Origin of the sequence: Stappia sp., assembly GCF_965276915.1 — a bacterium.
GTDB lineage: Bacteria > Pseudomonadota > Alphaproteobacteria > Rhizobiales > Stappiaceae > Stappia.
In genome coordinates, this window is the sequence record NZ_OZ255709.1 from 3137664 (window position 1) to 3155655 (window position 17992).

Sequence of the window (17992 nt, forward strand, 5' to 3'; positions counted from 1 at the left end):
GGGCCGATGCTTCTGATCCACTGCCCCTGCTGCGGCGTCGACCGCCCCGAGATCGAGTTCCGCCACGGCGGCGAGGCGCATGTCGCGCGCCCCGCCGATCCGTCCGCCCTCGATGACCATCAATGGGCCGACTTTCTCTACATGCGCAGCAATCCGAAAGGCGTGACGGCCGAGCGCTGGCGGCATGTGCACGGTTGCGGGCGCTTCTTCAACGCGCTGCGCGACACCGTCAGCGACCGCTTCCTCGCGGTTTACAGGACCGGCGAACCGCGCCCGGACCTTGACGGCGCACCCGCCGGCGGGGAGGGCGCGAAGTGAGCCAGCCGCATCGCACCCGCGCCACAGGCCGCATCGATCGCTCGGTGCCCGTGACCTTCACCTTCGACGGCGAGACCGTGCATGGCTATGCCGGCGACACGCTCGCCTCGGCGCTGCTTGCCAACGGCATCCATCTGGTCGGCCGCTCGTTCAAGTATCACCGTCCGCGCGGCATCCTCACTGCCGGCTCGGAGGAGCCGAACGCGCTTGTCGGCGTGGCGAAGTCCGCGGATGCCGCCGCCGCCGGCCAGAGCGTGCCGAACCTGCGCGCCACCCAGGTCGAGATCCACGAGGGGATGGTCGCCGTCAGCCAGAACCGCTGGCCCTCGCTTGCCTTCGACATCGGTGCGGTCAACGACAGGCTGGCCCCGATCTTCGTCGCCGGCTTCTACTACAAGACCTTCATGTGGCCGAAGAGCTTCTGGAACAGCGTCTACGAGCCGTTCATCCGCTCCGCCGCGGGTCTGGGCAAGGCACCGACCGCACCCGATCCCGACCGCTACGCCAACCGCTATGCCCATTGCGACGTGCTCGTCGCCGGCGGTGGTCCGGCCGGTCTGGCAGCCGCACTTGCGGCGTCTCGCGCCGGGGGGCGTGTGATCATCGCCGACGAGCAGGGAGAATTCGGCGGCTCGCTGCTGCATGAGGCCGGCGCCACGGTCGACGGCAAGCCGGCGGCGGAATGGGTCGCCTCGGCCATTGCCGAGCTTGCCGGCAACGCGCGTGTCACGATCCTGCCGCGCACAACGGTGTTTGGCTATTTCAACCAGAATTTCGTCGCGCTCGCCGAGCGCGTCACCGACCATCTCGCGACCCCCGATCCCGCGCTGCCGCGCGAGCGGCTGTGGCAGGTCCGGGCGCGCCAGGTGGTGATCGCGTCAGGCGCCATCGAGCGCCCGCTGGTCTTCCCGGAAAACGACCGGCCCGGGGTGATGATGGCCGAGGCCGCGCGCATCTATGCCGGCCGTTTCGGGGTGCTGCCGGGCGAGGCGATCGTTGTCGCCACCGCCTGCGACAGCGCCTGGGTCGCGGCGCTCGACATCGCGGCGGCCGGCGGCAAGGTCGCGGCGATCCTCGACATGCGACCCGATCCGGATGCGGCGCTGGTCGCCCGCGCCCGCGAAGCCGGCATCCGCGCCGAGACCGACTGCGTCGTTACCGGCGTTCTCGGAAAGAAGCGGGTGAAGGGTGTTCTCATCGGCCGGCGCACGGCATCGGGTGTCATCGCCGCCGGCGAGATTTCCTGCGACTGCCTGCTGATGTCGGGCGGCTGGACGCCCAATGTCAGCCTTCATTCGCAGGCGCGCGGCAAGCTCGACTGGCAGCCGGAGAAGGGCGCCTTCCTGCCCGCCGATCCGGTCCAGGCGCAGCGCTCAGCCGGCAGCTGCCGGGGCGTCGACGGTCTCGCCGCGGTGCTGGCCGATGGCGCGATGGCCGGCGCACAGGCTATGGAAGCGGCGACCGGCACGCCCGTGCCCGTCCCCGACTTTCCCGCAACGGGCGGCGAGGCAGGCTCCGGCTGGTGGCTCGGCACGGTCCCGCATGATCGCGATGCCGCCCGGGTGCGCGCCTTTGTCGATTTCCAGAACGACGTGACCGCCAAGGACGTCAAGCTTGCCGTGCGCGAGGGCATGCATTCCATCGAGCACATCAAGCGCTACACGACGACCGGCATGGCGACCGACCAGGGGCGCCTTTCGAACATGAACGCGCTCTCCATCGCCTCCAGCGAGCTCGACAACCAGATCCCGCAGGTCGGCCTCACCACCTTCCGCCAGCCCTATACGCCGGTCACTTTCGGCACCCTGGCGGCGACCTCGCGCGGCGATCTCTTCGATCCGGTGCGCCGCACGCCGATCCATCCCTGGGCAGTGGAAAAGGGGGCCGCCTTCGAGGATGTCGCGCTGTGGAAGCGCGCCTGGTACTTCCCCAAAACCGGCGAGGACATGCACCGGGCGGTGGAGCGGGAATGCCGCATCGTGCGCGAAAGCGTCGGCATCTTCGATGCGACGACGCTTGGCAAGATCGAGGTCGTCGGACCGGATGCGGCCGAGTTCCTCGAGTGCATCTACACCAATCCTTGGAAGAAGCTCGGTGTCGGCCGTCTGCGCTACGGGCTGATGCTCAACGAGGCCGGCTTCATCATCGACGACGGCGTCGTCGGGCGCCTGGCCGAGGACCGCTTCCACGTGACGACGACGACCGGCGGCGCGCCGCGCGTCCTCGCCCTCATGGAGGACTATCTCCAGACCGAGTGGCCGGACCTCAAGGTCTGGCTCACCTCGACCACCGAGCAATGGGCGGTGGTCGCCGTGCAGGGGCCGAAGGCGCGCGAGGCGATCGCCCCGCTCGTCGACGACATCGACCTGTCGACCGACGCCATGCCGCACATGTCGGTGCGCGAGGGCCATGTCATGGGCGGCATTCCCTGCCGGCTGTTCCGCATGAGCTTCACCGGCGAGGCCGGCTACGAGATCAACGTGCCGCCAAGCCGCGCGCGCCAGGTCTGGGAGGCGGTTCACGCCAATGTCGAGAGGCTTGGCGGCTGTCCCTACGGCACCGAGACGATGCATGTGCTGCGCGCCGAGAAGGGCTACATCATCGTCGGCCAGGAGACCGACGGCACGGTGACGCCCGACGATGTCGGCATGTCCTGGGCGATCGGCAAGAAGAAGCCGGATTTCGTCGGCAAGCGCTCGCTTGCCCGGCCCGATCTTGTCGCCGAGGGGCGCAAGCAGCTGGTCGGCCTGCTGACGAAGGACGCAACCACGCTGCTGGAGGAGGGCGCACAGGTCACGGTCGAGGCTGAGCCCGCCCGCCGTACGCCGGCCCTTGGCCATGTGACGTCCTCCTATGTCTCGCCCGCCGCCGGCCGGCCCATCGCGCTGGCGATGATCGCCAATGGCCGCGCCCGCATGGGCGAGACCCTCCATGTGCCGATGCCAGGCGGTGCCATTGCCGTCGAGGTGGTGTCGCCCGTCTTCGTCGATCCGGAAGGAAACCGGCTCAATGTCTGAGACCGCCCTCTACCGTCCCGCCCTGGCTGGCAATCAGGCCGATGCCGAGGTCCTTGCGCGCCCCGGCATCAAGGTGACCCGCGCCGCGCCGCTTGCCCGTTTTGTCTTCCGCGGCGATGCAACGGCCGCCGGCAAGGCCGGCGGGGCCTTCGGCGCCTCGCTCCCCGTGGCGCCGCTTGCGGCCAATGCGCTCGGCGCCCGCGCCGCGCTGTGGCAGGGGCCGGACGAGTGGCTGCTGCTGGCGTGCCCGGAAGCTGACGGGGAGCAAGCGGTCGATGCGCTGGCCCGGAAACTCGCCGGCGGGATCGCCGCAGCGCTTGGCGACACGCCCCATTCCCTGGTCGACGTTTCGGAGCGCGGTGTCGCGCTTCTGGTCGAGGGGGCAGGGGCCGCCGACCTCCTCAACGCCCATGTCTTCCTCGATCTTTCGCCGGAGGCCTTCCCGGTCGGCATGGTGACGCGCACGCTCTTCACCAAGGCGGAAATCACCCTCTGGCGTCTTGGCGACGAGGCCTTCGCCATTGAGGTCTGGCGCAGCTTCGCCCCTTACGTCGAGGGCCTGCTCATCGAGGGGTGAGGGACGTGGCGGAAGGTCGTCGCTGCCGCGTCGAAAACCTGTAGCATATTGCATTGAAAAGATAATTTCCGGGAAACCAACAATTCATGTAACTGGCGCCGACGCCTTTTTCGGGACTGGCGCCGGTCACGCAGCTGCTATGGATTGCAGTGCGGCCAGGCGGGAAACACGGTTTTCTCCGTCACCGGTCCGAAAGCCCAGCGGATCTCGGCCATTGCCCTGTCCGCGGTGACGGGTTCCGGGGTCGATTGACTGGCACGGTCTGGCGCCACCAACCGGATGACCCGGCTGGCCGCGCCGGCCCCAAAAGGGAATTTCATCAAATGTGTGAAGATCATCGTTTTGACGTGTCGCGGCGCGGCCTGCTCGGCCTCGGCGCCGCAGCCGCATCGACCGCATTCGCCGGTGCCTTCGCGATGCCCGGGAACGCCCGGGCAACGGAGACGAAAGCGGCGCCCAACGACATCAGCCCCGATGAGGCGTTGAAGCGTCTGACAGAGGGCAATGCCCGCTACGTCGCCGACGCCGGTTGCAACGGCGACTTCTCCGCCGGCCGCGCGGCGCGCGCCGGTGCGCAATATCCTTTTGCCGGCATCCTCTCCTGCGCCGACTCGCGCGTCGCGCCGGAACTGCTCTTCGACCAGGGGCCGGGCGAGCTTTTCATCATGCGCGTTGCCGGCAATTTCGTCGATGTCAGCGGGCTGGCAAGCATCGAATATGGCGTCGCCGTACTCGGCATTCCGCTTCTCGTGGTGATGGGTCACACCAATTGCGGGGCCGTTTCGGCGACCATCAATGTCGTCGAGAGCGGCACGGAGCTGCCCGGCCATCTGCCCGAGCTGGTCAAGGCGCTGAAGCCCGGCGTCGAGGCGGCACTGGCGGAAAAGCCGGCCGATCCGCTGGCCGCCGCGACCCGGGCCAATGTCCTGCACAATGTCGAGAAGCTGAAGGCCGCCGGGCCCATCGTTGCCGAGGCCGTTGCCGCCGGCAAGGTCCGTGTCGTCGGCGCGGTCTATGACATCGCCACAGGCAAGGTCGACCTCGTCTGACGGGAATGCGGCGGCGCGGGTTTCGCGCCGCCGTCACGCTTCGCCGTGCGCGATCAGCTCACGCAAATCCCCGCTTCTTCAAGAGCGGCCCGGCATCGGGCAGCGCGCCGCGGAAGGCGACATAGGCGTCCTTCGGGTCCTGACGCCCGCCGGCCGAATAGATCGCCTCGCGCAGGCGCTTTGCCAGTTCCGCGTTGAAGATGTCGCCCGTCTCCTCGAAGGCGGTGAAGGCGTCCGCATCCATCACCTCCGACCACATGTAGCTGTAATAGCCGGCCGAATAGCCGTCGCCGGAAAACACATGGGCGAAATGCGTCGGCCTGTGCCGCATGGTGATTTCCGCCGGCATGCCGATGCGCGCCAGTGTCTCGCGCTCCAGTGCAGCAACGTCGGTCGCGCCGTCCGCGCCCCGCGTGTGCACGTCGAGATCGAAGAGCGCCGAGGCAAGATATTCGACCGTGGCGAAACCCTGGTTGAAGTTGCGCGCCGCCAGCACCCGTTCCATCAACTCGGACGGCATCGGCTCGCCGGTCTCCACATGCAGGGCGAAGCGCGTCAGGATTTCCGGTTCCGACAGCCAGTGCTCGTAGAGCTGCGAGGGCAGTTCGACGAAGTCGCGCGACACCGACGTGCCGGAGATCATCGGATAGGTGACGTCCGACAGGAGCCCGTGCAGCGCGTGGCCGAATTCGTGAAACAGCGTGCGTGCGTCGTCGAAGGTCAGCAGCGCCGGTTCGCCCTTCGGCGCCTTGGCGAAGTTCATCACGTTGACGATGATCGGGCGGATGCTGCCGGCCAGCTTTTCCTGCCGGCGGAAGGCGCTCATCCAGGCGCCGCTGCGCTTGGTCGAGCGGTTGAAATAGTCGCCGAGGAAGAGGCCGACATGGGCGCCGTCCGCGTCCAGAACCTCGAAGGCGCGCACATCGGGATGGTAGAGCGTCACCCCCTCCACCTCGCGGAAACTCAGGCCGAACAGTCGCCCGGCCGTATGGAAGGCCGCCTGGATGATGTTCTCGAGCTGGAAATACGGCTTCAGCTCCGCCTCGTCGAGCGCGTGGTCGCGGCTCCTCAGCTTCTCCGCGAAAAAGCGCCAGTCCCACGGGGCGATGGCGATGTTCTCGCCGTGCTCGGCCGCAAGCCGCTGCAGCGCCTCCGCCTCCCTGCGCGCCTGCGCCACCGCCGGGCTCCACACGGTCTCCAGCAAGTCGCGCACCGCCTGCGGGGTGCCGGCCATCGTGTCGTCCAGCTTGTAGGCGGCGAAACTGTCGAAACCGAGCAGCTTTGCCCGTTCGTCGCGAAGGGCAAGGATCTCGGCGATCACCGCCCGGTTGTCGGTTTCGCCCTCCGCCTCGCCGCGTGCGCTCCAGGCATTGAAGGCGATTTCGCGCAGATCGCGCCTTGTCGAGAATTGCAGGAAGGGTTCGATCAGCGACCTGGACAGGGTGATCACGTGCTTGCCCGGATGGCCGCGTTCGCTTGCAGCCTCCGCCGCCGCCTGACGCAGGAAGGCCGGCAGGCCGGCAAGATCCTCCTCGCGCTCCAGCAGCAACTGGTATCCCGCCTCGTCGGCCAGCACATTCTGCGAAAACGTCGTGCCCAGCACGGCAAGCCGCTGGGAAATCTCCGCCATGCGGGCCCGCCCCGCCTCGTCGAGCCCGGCGCCCGCGCGGGTGAACATGCGGTGATAGCGTTCCAGCACCCGCGCCTGTTCCGTGTCGAGGTCGAGGTCCCCGCGCGCCTCCCACAGGGCGGCGACGCGGGCATGGAGCGCCTGGTTGAGCAGCGTCTCGCTGGAATGGCGGGCAAGCCTCGGCGCCATCTCTCTTTCGATCCGCTGCAGTTCCGGGGAGGTGTGCGAGCCGGAGAGGTTGAAGAAAACGGAGGCGACGCGGGTCAGCTCTGCGCCCGACAGCTCCATCGCCTCGATCGTGTTGGCGAAGCTTGCCGGGTCCGGGTTGGCCGCGATCGCGTCGATGGCCTGCCGCGCCAGCCTCAGCGCCTCGTCGAAGGCGGGCTCGTAGTGCCAGGCCTCGATCTCGGCGAACGGCGGCAGCCCGAAGGGCGCGCTCCATTCGGCAAGCAGCGGGTTGCGGTCGGCGACGACGGCGTCGGTCATGGGAAATGTCCTTCAGGCGGTGCCGGCCGGCGGGAGGCGCCGGCCATGTCGATGCCGAATATGGGACCGCGCGGGTGCTCTGTCAGCCCCCGGGGCGCTGCGTGCCCCTCATATTCCCGCCCACATCAGGGCGAGCGACACGGTGATGACGCCTGCCGTCGTTGACAGCAGGATCGCCGCCGACAGCTGCTGGATGAAGATGCCGTAGCGCTCGGCGACGACGAAGACATTGCCCGCGATCGGCAGCGAGGCGACCACCACCAGCACCGCTGTCAGGGACGGATCGAGGCCGAACAGCATCGCCGCCGTAAGCACCGCCAGCGGATGCAGGAACAGCTTCAGCACGATCATCAGTGAGATCGCGCGCGCCTCGCCCTCCACCCGCCGGGCGGCGAGCTGCACGCCGAGGGAGAAGAGGGCGGTGGCCCCCGCCGCATCGCCCAGGAAATTCAGAAGATTGTCGCCCGCCGGCGGCAGCTTGCCGCCGGCAAGCGACAGCAGCGTGCCGCCGAAAATGGCGAGAACGAAGGGATTGAAGACGACGCCCTTCGCCACCGTCGCAATCAGTTTCCAGCTTGCGCCCTTGCCCGAGGCCCATTCCAGCAGGCCGATACACAGCGGGATGAAGATCGTCAGGTCGGCGATCAGCACCACCGCCATGGGGGCGGCCGCCCGGTCGCCGAAGGCCGCCAGCATCAGGGGCAGGCCGAGAAAGCCGATATTGCCGATCGTGCCGGCCTGGCCGCTCACCGCCATCTCGGCCAGACTGCCGCGGCACAGGAGCCGCATCGCCAGCATCGAGATGGCGAAGGTCGCCGCCCCCGCCAGCACCCAGACCGGCACCATCGGTCCGGTCAGTGCGGCGATGATGTCCTGTCCGGCCAGGGCCCGGATGACCAGCGCCGGCATGGCGAAGTTGAAGACGAAGACATTGAGGCTGCGCACCGCGCCGTCCGGCATCCAGCCGCGTTTCGCCGCGAAGAAACCAAACGCGATGACGGCGAAGAACGGGCCGGTAATCGAGAGTGTCAGAAGCATGAAGTGCAATCCTTGATTGAAATAACAGGGACGGCTCGGGAACGTCTGGCTCGAATGCGAAGGAAGGGACTCAGGATTCGTTAAGAGGGGGTGGCGATACTGTGCAGATCATGTCCGCCCTGTCCATATCCCTTTCCGGCCTCCAGGCCGCCGGCCAGCGCTTCGAGGCATCCGCCCGTCGCGTCGTCGCGGCCGGCGCCGAAGCCAGTGCCCAGGCCGGCAACAACCTGGTTGCCGCGGCATCGCCAGCCGGGGGCGCGAGCGGAGACGGGGCGTCGCAAGGCGGCGGCCAGCCGACCGGTTCGGGGCGGATCGGCTTTGCTCCCGACATGGCGAGCGCCATGGTCGACATGATGCAGGCGGAAACCTCCTTCAAGGCGAACGCGCGCGTCGCCGGCCGCATCGGCGACATGCAGAAGGCCTATCTGGACATGATGGGTTCTTCGGACAGGCGCTGAAGGCGGGCCGGGTGCCTTTGCCTGCATGAGCCTCCGGCTGCACCTGCCACAGCGCCGTTTCCCTGAAACGATCACATGACCCGAGCGGCCGCGAAGCCGTTCGCGCATTGGCGGTTGCCTGTGCGTGGAACCGGGTCGTCCGGGAGCGAGGGGAGCGGAAGGGGACGGTGCCTGAAAAAACGAACGCCCACCGGAGGGAGGAGAACCGGTGGGCGTCGTTTTTCGGTGGCCGATGAAGGGAGGAGGATCATCGGCCGGAACGGGAGCGAAGCGCGGGAGGAGGATCGCTTGCTCCGTTACAAATGATATGGGCGAGTCTCTTCCGCATTTCCAGACCCGATGATGCATATCAGCCCCGCTTTTTGTGCAGAGCAACATGAAACCGGGAAAGATCAATCGAATCAGCGATATGAAACGCAAAACGCCGCCCTCTCGGGCGGCGTTCGGACGTGTTGTCGGCAGGTGCGGCGACCCGCCGCACAGCTTCAGCGGGTGTGGCTGCGGGCGATGAAGTCGATGTCGCCCCGGCCGATGCCCAGATCGCTGAGCTCGCGGTTGGAAAGGCGGGACAGCTCGTCATAGGTCTGACGGTACTTCTGCCAGGAATTGTACTTGCGAACGAGGGTGTTGAGCATTGGTCTCTCCATGAGAACGGTGTTGAGGTGAAGCGGCCGTCCGAGGCAGCGGATGCTGCATCGCGTCATCGCTCCGGCAAGTCAGATATGGGGTGCGTCGCGCCGTTTGTGGCGCGCTGTCTTCGCATGCCCGCCCTGCGAAAAGCGCCGGGGTCGTGTCACGCCCGCGTCATCCCCTGGATGCCTGCGAGACGGCGTGAATCATGCGGAAGGGCACTGTGAAAAAGCGAACGCCCGCCGGAGGGAGGAGAACCGGCGGGCGTCGCAATATCCGAACGGGGCTGGGAGGAGGATGCCCCGCCGGGACACGTCAAGGAGATAGGGGAGGAGGTCTATCTCTTTGAACGTGAACTGTTAACGGCTGGCGCGCTTGGCGATGAAACGAATGTCGCCGCGTGCGATGCCGAGATCGTCGAGCTCACGGGCGGAAAGCCGCGAAAGCTCCGAAACAGTGCTCTGATAGGTCCGCCAGTTGCGGTAGGTGCGAGCAAGGGTGTCGAACATGATAGCCTCTGTGTGCATGTCCAAAGGGAGTTGGCTGCCCGGCTTGTCCGTCGGCAGCGCTCCGATCCGATGACCAAGAGATAGTTTTTTCAGATCCCGAAAAAAAGCGCGATTTCTGCAAGTCAGCCATGCAGATTGTGCATCGCAGCAATAGTTTCTCCTGCAACGTATGCAAAGTCGCGGGAAACCCGGCGTCAGTCGTTGCCGGGGAAATGTCGCCAACGCATGGCGTGGGCGCATTCCGGTCGAATTCTGTGGAAAGGGAGGGGGTGTGCGCCGCAACCGCCGGCGTTGCCTTCGCCTTCAGGCCTACAGAGGCAGGCCGTAAATCGTTCGCGCCACCGATGTCACGCCGGCCTTGCCCCCTCTCAGGCGTCATCCCGGTCTTGATCCGGGATCCATTGGCAACCCCGGCAGGCGTGACGGCTCTGAGTGGTCGCGGCAGGCATGGAGCCCTGCACCGCCTGCACCGTTCTTGGGGCGGAGTGCTGTGCAGCCTCCCCGATCTCCTGGCGCCCGCTCTGGGAACGAATGGGCCCCGGGTCTCGCAATGCTCGCCCGGGGTGACGGCCTGAGCGTGTGGCGGCACCACGCAAGACGGAGTGCTCCGGTCTTGGCCCCCCTCTCAGGCGTCATCCCGGACTTGATCCGGGATCCATTGGCAACCCCGGCATGTGCAATGGCCCCCGGCGGTCGCGTCAGGCACGGAGCCTCCTGCGCCGGCCGCCGCGCCGAACTCGTCTTGTCGTTGGCGGACGACAGGCGCCGTCGTCTACTCCGCCGCGCTCATGCGTTCACCGGAGCGCTCGCCCGCGCGGTCCTTGCCGCGCCGCGACGGTCGCCGCTCCAGCACCTCCCGGAGGAAGCGCCCGGTATAGCTTGCCTCCACCTCGACGACATCCTCCGGCGTTCCCTGTGCCACGATCGTGCCGCCGCCATCGCCGCCCTCGGGGCCGAGATCGATGATCCAGTCGGCGGTCTTGATAACCTCGAGATTGTGCTCGATGACCAGCACCGTGTTGCCCTGCTCGACCAGTTCGTGCAGCACCTCGAGCAGCTTTGCCACGTCGTGGAAATGCAGGCCCGTCGTCGGCTCGTCGAGGATGTAGAGCGTGCGGCCGGTCGCGCGCTTCGACAGCTCCTTGGCGAGCTTGACGCGCTGCGCCTCGCCGCCGGAAAGCGTCGTCGCCTGCTGGCCGACCTTGATGTAGCCGAGGCCGACCCGCGCCAGCGTCTCCAGCTTGTCGCGCACCGCCGGCACGGCGGAGAAGAACCGCGCCCCTTCCTCCACCGTCATGTCGAGCACGTCGGCGATCGACTTGCCCTTGAACTCGACCTCCAGCGTCTCGCGATTGTAGCGCTTGCCCTTGCACACGTCGCAAGTGACGTAGACATCGGGCAGGAAGTGCATCTCGATCTTGATGACGCCGTCGCCCTGGCAGGCCTCGCAGCGCCCGCCCTTGACGTTGAAGGAGAAGCGCCCCGGCGCATAGCCGCGCGTCTTGGCCTCCGGCAGCCCGGCGAACCAGTCGCGGATCGGCGTGAAGGCGCCCGTATAGGTGGCCGGATTGGAGCGCGGCGTGCGCCCGATCGGCGACTGGTCGATGTCGATCACCTTGTCGAGCAGTTCCAGCCCGTCGATATGGTCATGCGGCGCCGGCGTCTCGCGCGCCCCGTTGAGCCGCCGCGCCGCCGCCTTGTAGAGCGTGTCGATCAGGAAGGTCGACTTGCCGCCGCCCGAAACGCCGGTGACGCAGGTGAAGGTGCCGAGCGGGATGTCGGCCGAGACGTTCTTCAGGTTGTTGCCGCGCGCGCCCGCCACGTGGATCTGCCGGCGCGTCTTCGGCTTGCGCCGCCCCTCCGGCATCGGGATCGCCATCGCGCCGGACAGGTATTGCCCGGTCAGAGAGGCAGGGTTTGCCAGGATTTCCGCCGGCGTGCCCCGGGCGACGATCTCGCCGCCATGGATGCCGGCGCCCGGGCCGATATCGACCACATAGTCGGCGGTCAGCACCGCGTCCTCGTCATGCTCCACGACGATCACCGTGTTGCCGAGGTCGCGCAGGTGCTTCAGCGTATCGAGCAGCCTTGCATTGTCGCGCTGGTGCAGGCCGATCGAGGGCTCGTCGAGCACGTAGAGCACACCGGTCAGCCCCGAGCCGATCTGCGAGGCGAGCCGGATGCGCTGGCTCTCACCGCCCGAAAGCGTGCCGGAATTGCGCGACAGCGACAGGTAGTCGAGGCCGACATCGTTGAGGAATTTCAGCCGCTCGCGGATTTCCTTGAGGATGCGCAGTGCGATTTCCGACTGCTTGTCGGTCAGTTGCGCCGGCAGCGCCTCGAACCATTCGGCCGCATCGCGGATGGACAGTTGCGCGATCTCGCCGACATGCCGTCTGGCGATCTTCACCGACAGTGCCTCGGGCTTCAGCCGGTATCCGCCGCAGGCCGGGCAGGGGCGGTCGGACTGGTAGCGCGACAGTTCCTCGCGCACCCAGTCGCTGTCGGTTTCCCGCCAGCGCCGCTCGATATTGCCGACGACGCCCTCGAAGGTCTTCGCCGTACGGTAGCTCCTGACCCCGTCATCATAGGTGAACTCGATCTTCTCCTTGCCCGAGCCGTTGAGGATCGTGTCGCGCACCGCCTCCGGCAGCTCCGACCAGGGTGTGGCCATCGACGCGTCGAAATGGCGGCAGATCGCTTCCAGCGTCTGGGCGTAATAGGGGGAGGTCGAGCCGGTCTTGGCCCAGGGCAGCACCGCGCCCTCGCGCAGGGTCAGCGTCTGGTCCGGCACCACCATGTCCGGCTCGAAGGCGAGCGTCGTGCCCAGCCCGTCGCAGGTCGGGCAGGCGCCGAAGGGGTTGTTGAAGGAGAACAGCCGCGGCTCGATCTCCGAAATCGTGAAGCCGGAAACCGGGCAGGCGAATTTCTGCGAGAAGACGATCCGCTCATGCGTCTCGTTGCGGTTCTGCAGCACCGCGTCGGCATCGCGCTCCGGCAGCGGCCGGTCGGCATATTCGGCAATCGCGATGCCGTCGGCGAGGCCGAGCGCCGTCTCCAGCGAATCCGCCAGCCGCCCGCTGATATCCTCGCGCACCACGATGCGGTCGACGACCACGTCGATGTCGTGCTTCAGCTTCTTGTCGAGCGCCGGCGCCTCGGCGATCTCGTGAAACTCGCCGTCGATCTTGATCCGCTGGAAGCCCTTTTTCATGAGCTCCGCCAGTTCCTTGCGGTACTCGCCCTTGCGCCCGCGCACCACTGGCGCCAGCAGGTAGAGCCGCGTGCCTTCCTCCAGGGCCAGCACCCGGTCGACCATCTGGCTGACCGTCTGGCTCTCGATCGGCAGGCCGGTCGCGGGCGAATAGGGCACGCCGATACGCGCGAACAGCAGGCGCAGGTAGTCGTAGATCTCCGTCACCGTGCCGACGGTGGAGCGCGGGTTGCGCGAGGTCGTCTTCTGCTCGATGGAAATCGCCGGCGACAGCCCGTCGATCTGGTCGACATCCGGCTTCTGCATCATCTCCAGGAACTGGCGCGCATAGGCCGACAGGCTCTCGACATAGCGGCGCTGGCCCTCGGCATAGATCGTGTCGAAGGCGAGCGACGACTTGCCCGAGCCGGAAAGGCCGGTCATCACGATCAGCGCGTCGCGCGGCAGGTCGAGATCGACATTCTTCAGATTGTGCTCGCGCGCGCCACGTACGCTGATCACCCGCCGGTCGGCGGCGGAGGCGGGGGAAACGGGCGGCGTTGAGGTCGAACGCGACTTCGGCATGTGCGTGCGGTGTCCCTGGATGACGGCCTTGCGGCGCGCGGCATTCCCTTCCGCGCGGGAGGGCGCGGGGCTGAACGCCAGAATTGATTTCCTGCTTGGCCTGCCGCCCCGGCGTGAATGGCGCGGCAGGCCGTTGATGATCTTCTACGACAAGCACCGGCCGCCGTCGATTCCGTGTCTGGCAGCGTTCGTTCCCCGGCTTGCGTCTCCCGGCTTGCGTTCCCTGCCTTGCGGTTCCCCGTCTTGCGGTTCCCGGCTTGCGTACCTCGTCCGGCGCTCGCCGCATCGTTAGGTAATCCGTCCTTCCGCAATCCGCGTTGCGCGTTTGCGGCCTCCCGCGCGTCGAACCACATATCGGTGGCCCGGCCGGCGGCGGCAACCGCCAGCCCCCGTTTTCCGATGACCCGGCCGGCAACCGGTCTTGTCCTGTTGATGATCCGGTGTTCTCTACGTGTCCGGGGGCGAATCCGATTGCGTGAACATATCAGGAACATGTATGGTTCCGCAAGATGGCTGAAACCGGCGGCCGTACCGGCTGCGGGTGGCGCTGTCCGCCGGTTTTGCCCCCGCAAGTGTGGATAAACGCCAAAATGAGCGCGGGCACCGGTCTTGCGCCCGCGCGGGCCTTTCGCCGGGCTCCCGCCCGGGGCTAATGTCGTGGGGACGGCCGGGGCGACCCGGCGACAGGAACATCAGCGCCGGCACCATCCGGCGAAACGGACCAGGCGGCCGGCAATGCCGCGCCGGCGGAAAAAAGACCGGCCTGTCCGGCGAACAAGGAGACAACGATGTCGGGAAGCGTCAACAAGGTGATCCTCGTGGGCAATCTGGGAGCGGACCCGGAGGTTCGTCGGATGCAGGACGGACGCCCCGTGGTCAACCTTCGCGTGGCGACCTCGGAAACCTGGAAGGACCGCAATTCGGGCGAGCGCAAGGAGCGCACCGAGTGGCACCGGGTGGTGATCTTCAACGAGGGCCTTGCCAAGGTCGCCGAGAGTTTCCTGCGCAAGGGATCGAAGATCTATGTCGAGGGCCAGCTGCAGACCCGCAAGTGGCAGGACCAGTCCGGTCAGGACCGCTATTCGACCGAGATCGTGCTGCAGGGCTTCAACTCGTCGCTGACCATGCTTGACGGGCGCGGCGAAGGTGGTGCCGGCGGCGGCGGGCAGGGCGGCTACGAGGGCTCGTCCGGCGGCGGTTATGGCGGCGGCTCGGGTGGTGGTTCCGGTGGCGGCTATGGCGGCGGCTCGGGCGGTGGTTCCGGTGGCGGCTATGGCGGCGGATCGGGCGGCAGCTCCGGCGGCGGCGGGTCCTCGGGCGGCGGCTTCGGCGGCCCGGGCGATATGGACGACGAAATCCCGTTCTGAGCGGGGCGGCCGGCGGGAGGTCGGGACCGATGGTGTCCCGTTCCGGAACGGATCGGACCGGCGAGCTGATCAGCCTTGCCGGCCGCCGGCCGATGAAGGACGCCTATGTGCTGCGCCATTCTCTGGTTGGAGGAAACCCGAAAGGGTTTTTTCCGTTCGAGCCGGAAATAGACGAAAGAACACAGGCGCGCCTCTCAGGCGACATGCTCTCCGACGCGGAGATCGCTGCGCTTCCGCGACAACCAAGGATGATCATCGAGGCTCGCTTTGGGGGCACAACCGGTATCCCTGCAGTGTTCGGCTTTCTGGCCGCGCTCCTGTTTATCACTCCGAAGATTCGAGACCTTCTGGAGAACCTCGAGCCTGGCGTGCATCGCTTCCTGCCGATCGACCTCCACAGCACGGTGGAAATCGCCGGGCGCACAGAGCATGGCGAGCATTACATCCTGCTACCGCCACCGCTGGTCGACTGCCTTGTCGTCGCCGAGACCGATTTCTGGATGGGGTACGGTATCGAGGGCTGGATACAGGGGGAGAACGGGATCGGTGGTGGAGGTTTGTCCCCAACCGAAGGCAAGCGTTGCACCTTGCGGCGAAGCGAGATCGAGGGACGGCACCTGTGGCGCACCAAGGTCGGCGAAAGCTCCGAATACACCTGCTCGGACCGGTTCTGGGACGCGGTGAGGGACGAGGTGATGATCTGGGCACCGCGCACCCGCTGCCTTCTTAAATAGGCTTGCCCCCGCACCGCGCGCGCCGAGCCGGCGGGCTCCTTACACCCGCCCGTCGAGGCCGGGGGCGCCCGGCCCGTCGCCGGCCGCGCGGTCGCCCGGATTGATGCTCGGGCACGAGGCCATCGACAGGCAGCCGCAGCCGATGCAGCCGGTCAGCCGGTCGCGCATCCGGCTCAACGCGGCGATCCGCGTGTTGAGATCGCTCTCCCAGCCGGCCGAGATGCGCGCCCAGTCGCTTGCGGTAAGCGTCGAGGATTGCGCCGCATCGCCGAGCCTCTGGCGGATCTCCTCCAGCCGGATGCCCGCCCCCTGTCCCACCCTGATGACCGCCAGCACCCGCAGCACCGAGCGCGGGAACCGGCGATAGTTGGACGCGTCCCGTTCCGACCGGATCAGGCCTTTTCGCTCGTAGAAATGGATGGCGGAAACCGGCACACCGCTGCGCCGTGACAGCATGCCGACCGTGAGAAATTTTTCCGGCGCTTGATTCTGCTGGTTATTTTTCAAAACTTCGTCCTTGCCCTTAACTATAGTTGAGGCTTTAGGGTGCCGACCATCGACCCGTTTTGCAAGGAGATTGCCATGACTGCCATACTTCGGATCGGCCTCATCCAGGGCAGCATTCGCGAGGGACGCTTCAACGACAGGATCGCCGGCTGGGCCGCCCGCCGCCTGGAAGGGCAGGGCTTTTCCCTGCGGCGCATCGACCCGCGCGATCCGCACCTGTTGCCGCTGCAGACCGGCGATGAGGCGGCCGCCGACCGCCTGCGCGAGCGGCTGGGCGGCCTCGATGGCTTCGTTGTCGTCACGCCGGAATACAATCACGCCGCCCCCGGTCCGCTGAAGACGCTGATCGATGCCGCCAGTGCCGAATGGCAGGCCCGCCCCGTCGGCCTGATCTCCTATGGCGGGATTTCCGGCGGATTGCGTGCGTCCGAGACTTTGCGCCCGGTCTTTGCCGAGCTTCATGCGATGACCCTGCGTGACACGGTCAGCTTCGCCATGCCCTTCAACCGGTTCGGCGAGGACGGCGAGATGATGGATGCGGACGAGGCGGCCAGGGCCGATGCCGCCATGGCGACCTTCGGTGCGTCTCTCGCCTGGTGGGGTCATGCCTTGCGCGCCGCACGCGAAAGGCGGCCCTATGAAAAGAGGGCCGCATGATGGAACTCCTGCGCGACCGTCAGGCCCTGGCGCTGCTTCTTGCGGCGTCGCTGACGATCCTTTCCAACGCCACGATCAGCCCGGCCCTGCCGGGCATCGAGGCCTGGTTCGCCGGAACGCCCGACGCGGCGCTGCTCACCCGGCTGCTCGTCACGGCACCGTCGCTGACGGTGGCGCTCATCGCGCCATTTGCCGGCATGGCGGTCGACCGCTACGGGCGCCGGCCGTTCCTGCTGGCCGGGGTGGCGCTGTTCGCCCTGTCGGGCAGTGCCGGCCTGATAGTGCCCGACCTTTACATGCTTCTTGCCAGCCGCTTGCTGCTCGGGCTGGCACTGGCGATGCTGATGACCGCCCAGGCGGCGCTTGTCGGCGACCTGTTCGAAGGCGCGGCCCGCGGCCGGTTCATGGGCTTTCAGATGGCGGCGACCAATTTCGGCGGCTTCGTCTTCGTTGCCCTCGCCGGCTGGCTCGCAGGGGTGAACGTGTTTTGGGTCTTCGCGCTCTACGGGGTGGGGCTCCTCTACCTGCCGTTCCTGTGGCGCGCCATTCCGGCAACGCGCCCGCCGCGCGATACTCCCGCCGCCGGAACGGACGGGGGAGAAGGCGGCTCCGGTCCCTGGGTCCTGCAACTGTCCTTTCTCGTGTTTCTCGCCGGCGTCACCTTCGTTCTCTTCTACGTGGTGCCGACGCAGGTTCCCTTCCATCTGGCCCGGATCGGCCACGGAGAACCGGCCGCGGCCGGCATCGTCGTCGCCACGGTGCCGCTGGCCGCCGGATGCGCGGCCTTCGCTTTCGGCGCCCTGCGCCGGCGGATGGGACCTGGCGGCACGCCGGCGCTCGGCTTTACGGTGATGGGCGCGGGTTTCCTGCTGCTGTCCGCCGCGCTGTCGCTTCCCGTCATTGCCGCGGCCGTCGCCCTCGTCGGCTGCGGTTTCGGCCTTGTGCTGCCCGGGTTCATTGCCGCTGCGCTCGATGTCGCGCCGCCGGCGCGGCGCGGGCTGGCGAGCGGCGCCTTGACGACGAGCATCTTCCTCGGGCAGTTCATCTCGCCGCTTGCCATGCAGCCGGCGGTGGAGGCGATCGGCTATGTCGATGCGTTCCGCGTCGCCGCCCTGGTGCTTGCCGCCCTCAGCGTGACGGTCCTTGTCGGCCTGCGGCTTCCCCGCGAACGGGCCCTGCACCAGGCCGGCTGAGCCGGCTGTTGCACGGCAGGAAAAAGAGCGCGGAGATCACTCTC

At 67.4% G+C, this 17992-nt stretch carries 15 protein-coding genes; 9 read left to right on the top strand and 6 right to left on the bottom strand.

The window, feature by feature from the left end:
- Positions 1-6: 6 nt before the first annotated feature.
- The 4 genes from ACQY46_RS14540 to ACQY46_RS14555 all read left to right on the top strand — a co-directional run bounded on the left by ACQY46_RS14540 (position 7) and on the right by ACQY46_RS14555 (position 4961).
- On the top strand, positions 7-318 hold the full coding sequence (locus ACQY46_RS14540) for a sarcosine oxidase subunit delta (protein WP_428696748.1): 312 nt from the start codon (positions 7-9) through the stop codon (positions 316-318).
- Positions 315-3335 carry a sarcosine oxidase subunit alpha family protein gene (locus ACQY46_RS14545; RefSeq protein WP_428696749.1) on the top strand — a complete coding sequence of 1007 codons (3021 nt, stop codon included), beginning with the start codon at positions 315-317 and terminating at the stop codon, positions 3333-3335. Before ACQY46_RS14540 ends, ACQY46_RS14545 begins: the two co-directional genes overlap by 4 nt.
- Entirely contained in the window at positions 3328-3912 is a 585-nt protein-coding gene (locus tag ACQY46_RS14550) for a sarcosine oxidase subunit gamma (protein WP_428696750.1), read from the top strand. The genes ACQY46_RS14545 and ACQY46_RS14550 overlap by 8 nt, the downstream gene beginning before the upstream one ends.
- 323 nt (positions 3913-4235) lie before the next feature.
- Positions 4236-4961: a carbonic anhydrase gene (locus tag ACQY46_RS14555; RefSeq protein WP_428696751.1), complete on the top strand. Its 726-nt coding sequence runs from the start codon at positions 4236-4238 to the stop codon at positions 4959-4961.
- 58 nt (positions 4962-5019) lie between these two features.
- On the opposite strand, the gene ACQY46_RS14560 is transcribed toward ACQY46_RS14555, so the two are convergent.
- Both ACQY46_RS14560 and ACQY46_RS14565 read right to left on the bottom strand, forming a co-directional pair.
- Positions 5020-7077, bottom strand: coding sequence for a M3 family metallopeptidase (locus tag ACQY46_RS14560; RefSeq protein ID WP_428696752.1), 2058 nt, complete (start codon positions 7075-7077; stop codon positions 5020-5022).
- A 108-nt stretch (positions 7078-7185) separates the two neighbouring features.
- Complete coding sequence (locus ACQY46_RS14565; RefSeq protein WP_428696753.1) at positions 7186-8115, bottom strand: AEC family transporter; 930 nt, start codon at positions 8113-8115, stop codon at positions 7186-7188.
- 110 nt (positions 8116-8225) lie between these two features.
- Here ACQY46_RS14565 and ACQY46_RS14570 point away from each other — a divergent pair, with 110 nt between their 5' ends.
- Positions 8226-8573 (top strand): hypothetical protein, encoded by a 348-nt coding sequence (locus tag ACQY46_RS14570; protein WP_428696754.1) that lies wholly within the window; start codon positions 8226-8228, stop codon positions 8571-8573.
- 485 nt (positions 8574-9058) lie between these two features.
- On the opposite strand, the gene ACQY46_RS14575 is transcribed toward ACQY46_RS14570, so the two are convergent.
- The 3 genes from ACQY46_RS14575 to uvrA all read right to left on the bottom strand — a co-directional run bounded on the left by ACQY46_RS14575 (position 9059) and on the right by uvrA (position 13490).
- Positions 9059-9208: a DUF1127 domain-containing protein gene (locus ACQY46_RS14575; protein WP_306027536.1), complete on the bottom strand. Its 150-nt coding sequence runs from the start codon at positions 9206-9208 to the stop codon at positions 9059-9061.
- Between the two features lie 354 nt (positions 9209-9562).
- The gene (locus ACQY46_RS14580; RefSeq protein ID WP_428696755.1) at positions 9563-9712 is read right to left on the bottom strand and encodes a DUF1127 domain-containing protein; all 150 of its coding nucleotides are present in this window, start codon (positions 9710-9712) and stop codon (positions 9563-9565) included.
- A gap of 772 nt (positions 9713-10484) precedes the next feature.
- Complete coding sequence (gene uvrA / locus ACQY46_RS14585) at positions 10485-13490, bottom strand: excinuclease ABC subunit UvrA (RefSeq protein ID WP_428696756.1); 3006 nt, start codon at positions 13488-13490, stop codon at positions 10485-10487.
- Between the two features lie 788 nt (positions 13491-14278).
- Here uvrA and ACQY46_RS14590 point away from each other — a divergent pair.
- Positions 14279-14857, top strand: coding sequence for a single-stranded DNA-binding protein (locus ACQY46_RS14590; RefSeq protein WP_428696758.1), 579 nt, complete (start codon positions 14279-14281; stop codon positions 14855-14857).
- Positions 14858-14886: 29 nt separating this feature from the next.
- Entirely contained in the window at positions 14887-15591 is a 705-nt protein-coding gene (locus tag ACQY46_RS14595; protein ID WP_428696759.1) for an imm11 family protein, read from the top strand.
- Positions 15592-15630: 39 nt separating this feature from the next.
- On the opposite strand, the gene soxR is transcribed toward ACQY46_RS14595, so the two are convergent.
- Positions 15631-16098 (bottom strand): redox-sensitive transcriptional activator SoxR, encoded by a 468-nt coding sequence (gene soxR / locus ACQY46_RS14600; protein WP_428696760.1) that lies wholly within the window; start codon positions 16096-16098, stop codon positions 15631-15633.
- A 75-nt stretch (positions 16099-16173) separates the two neighbouring features.
- On the opposite strand from soxR, the gene ACQY46_RS14605 reads away from it, so the two are divergent.
- Complete coding sequence (locus ACQY46_RS14605; RefSeq protein ID WP_428696761.1) at positions 16174-16755, top strand: NADPH-dependent FMN reductase; 582 nt, start codon at positions 16174-16176, stop codon at positions 16753-16755.
- The gene (locus ACQY46_RS14610) at positions 16752-17948 is read left to right on the top strand and encodes an MFS transporter (RefSeq protein WP_428696763.1); all 1197 of its coding nucleotides are present in this window, start codon (positions 16752-16754) and stop codon (positions 17946-17948) included. Before ACQY46_RS14605 ends, ACQY46_RS14610 begins: the two co-directional genes overlap by 4 nt.
- Positions 17949-17992: the final 44 nt, after the last annotated feature.

Excerpts from the sequence above, each read along its gene's own strand:
- uvrA (WP_428696756.1), bottom strand. The coding sequence starts at position 13,490 with ATGCCGAAGTCGCGTTCGACCTCAACGCCGCCCGTTTCCCCCGCCTCC.
- ACQY46_RS14565 (WP_428696753.1), bottom strand. The coding sequence starts at position 8,115 with ATGCTTCTGACACTCTCGATTACCGGCCCGTTCTTCGCCGTCATCGCG.
- ACQY46_RS14555 (WP_428696751.1), top strand. The coding sequence starts at position 4,236 with ATGTGTGAAGATCATCGTTTTGACGTGTCGCGGCGCGGCCTGCTCGGC.
- ACQY46_RS14595 (WP_428696759.1), top strand. The coding sequence starts at position 14,887 with ATGGTGTCCCGTTCCGGAACGGATCGGACCGGCGAGCTGATCAGCCTT.
- ACQY46_RS14610 (WP_428696763.1), top strand. The coding sequence starts at position 16,752 with ATGATGGAACTCCTGCGCGACCGTCAGGCCCTGGCGCTGCTTCTTGCG.
- ACQY46_RS14570 (WP_428696754.1), top strand. The coding sequence starts at position 8,226 with ATGTCCGCCCTGTCCATATCCCTTTCCGGCCTCCAGGCCGCCGGCCAG.
- ACQY46_RS14560 (WP_428696752.1), bottom strand. The coding sequence starts at position 7,077 with ATGACCGACGCCGTCGTCGCCGACCGCAACCCGCTGCTTGCCGAATGG.
- ACQY46_RS14605 (WP_428696761.1), top strand. The coding sequence starts at position 16,174 with ATGACTGCCATACTTCGGATCGGCCTCATCCAGGGCAGCATTCGCGAG.
- ACQY46_RS14540 (WP_428696748.1), top strand. The coding sequence starts at position 7 with ATGCTTCTGATCCACTGCCCCTGCTGCGGCGTCGACCGCCCCGAGATC.
- ACQY46_RS14575 (WP_306027536.1), bottom strand. The coding sequence starts at position 9,208 with ATGCTCAACACCCTCGTTCGCAAGTACAATTCCTGGCAGAAGTACCGT.
- ACQY46_RS14590 (WP_428696758.1), top strand. The coding sequence starts at position 14,279 with ATGTCGGGAAGCGTCAACAAGGTGATCCTCGTGGGCAATCTGGGAGCG.
- ACQY46_RS14580 (WP_428696755.1), bottom strand. The coding sequence starts at position 9,712 with ATGTTCGACACCCTTGCTCGCACCTACCGCAACTGGCGGACCTATCAG.
- ACQY46_RS14550 (WP_428696750.1), top strand. The coding sequence starts at position 3,328 with ATGTCTGAGACCGCCCTCTACCGTCCCGCCCTGGCTGGCAATCAGGCC.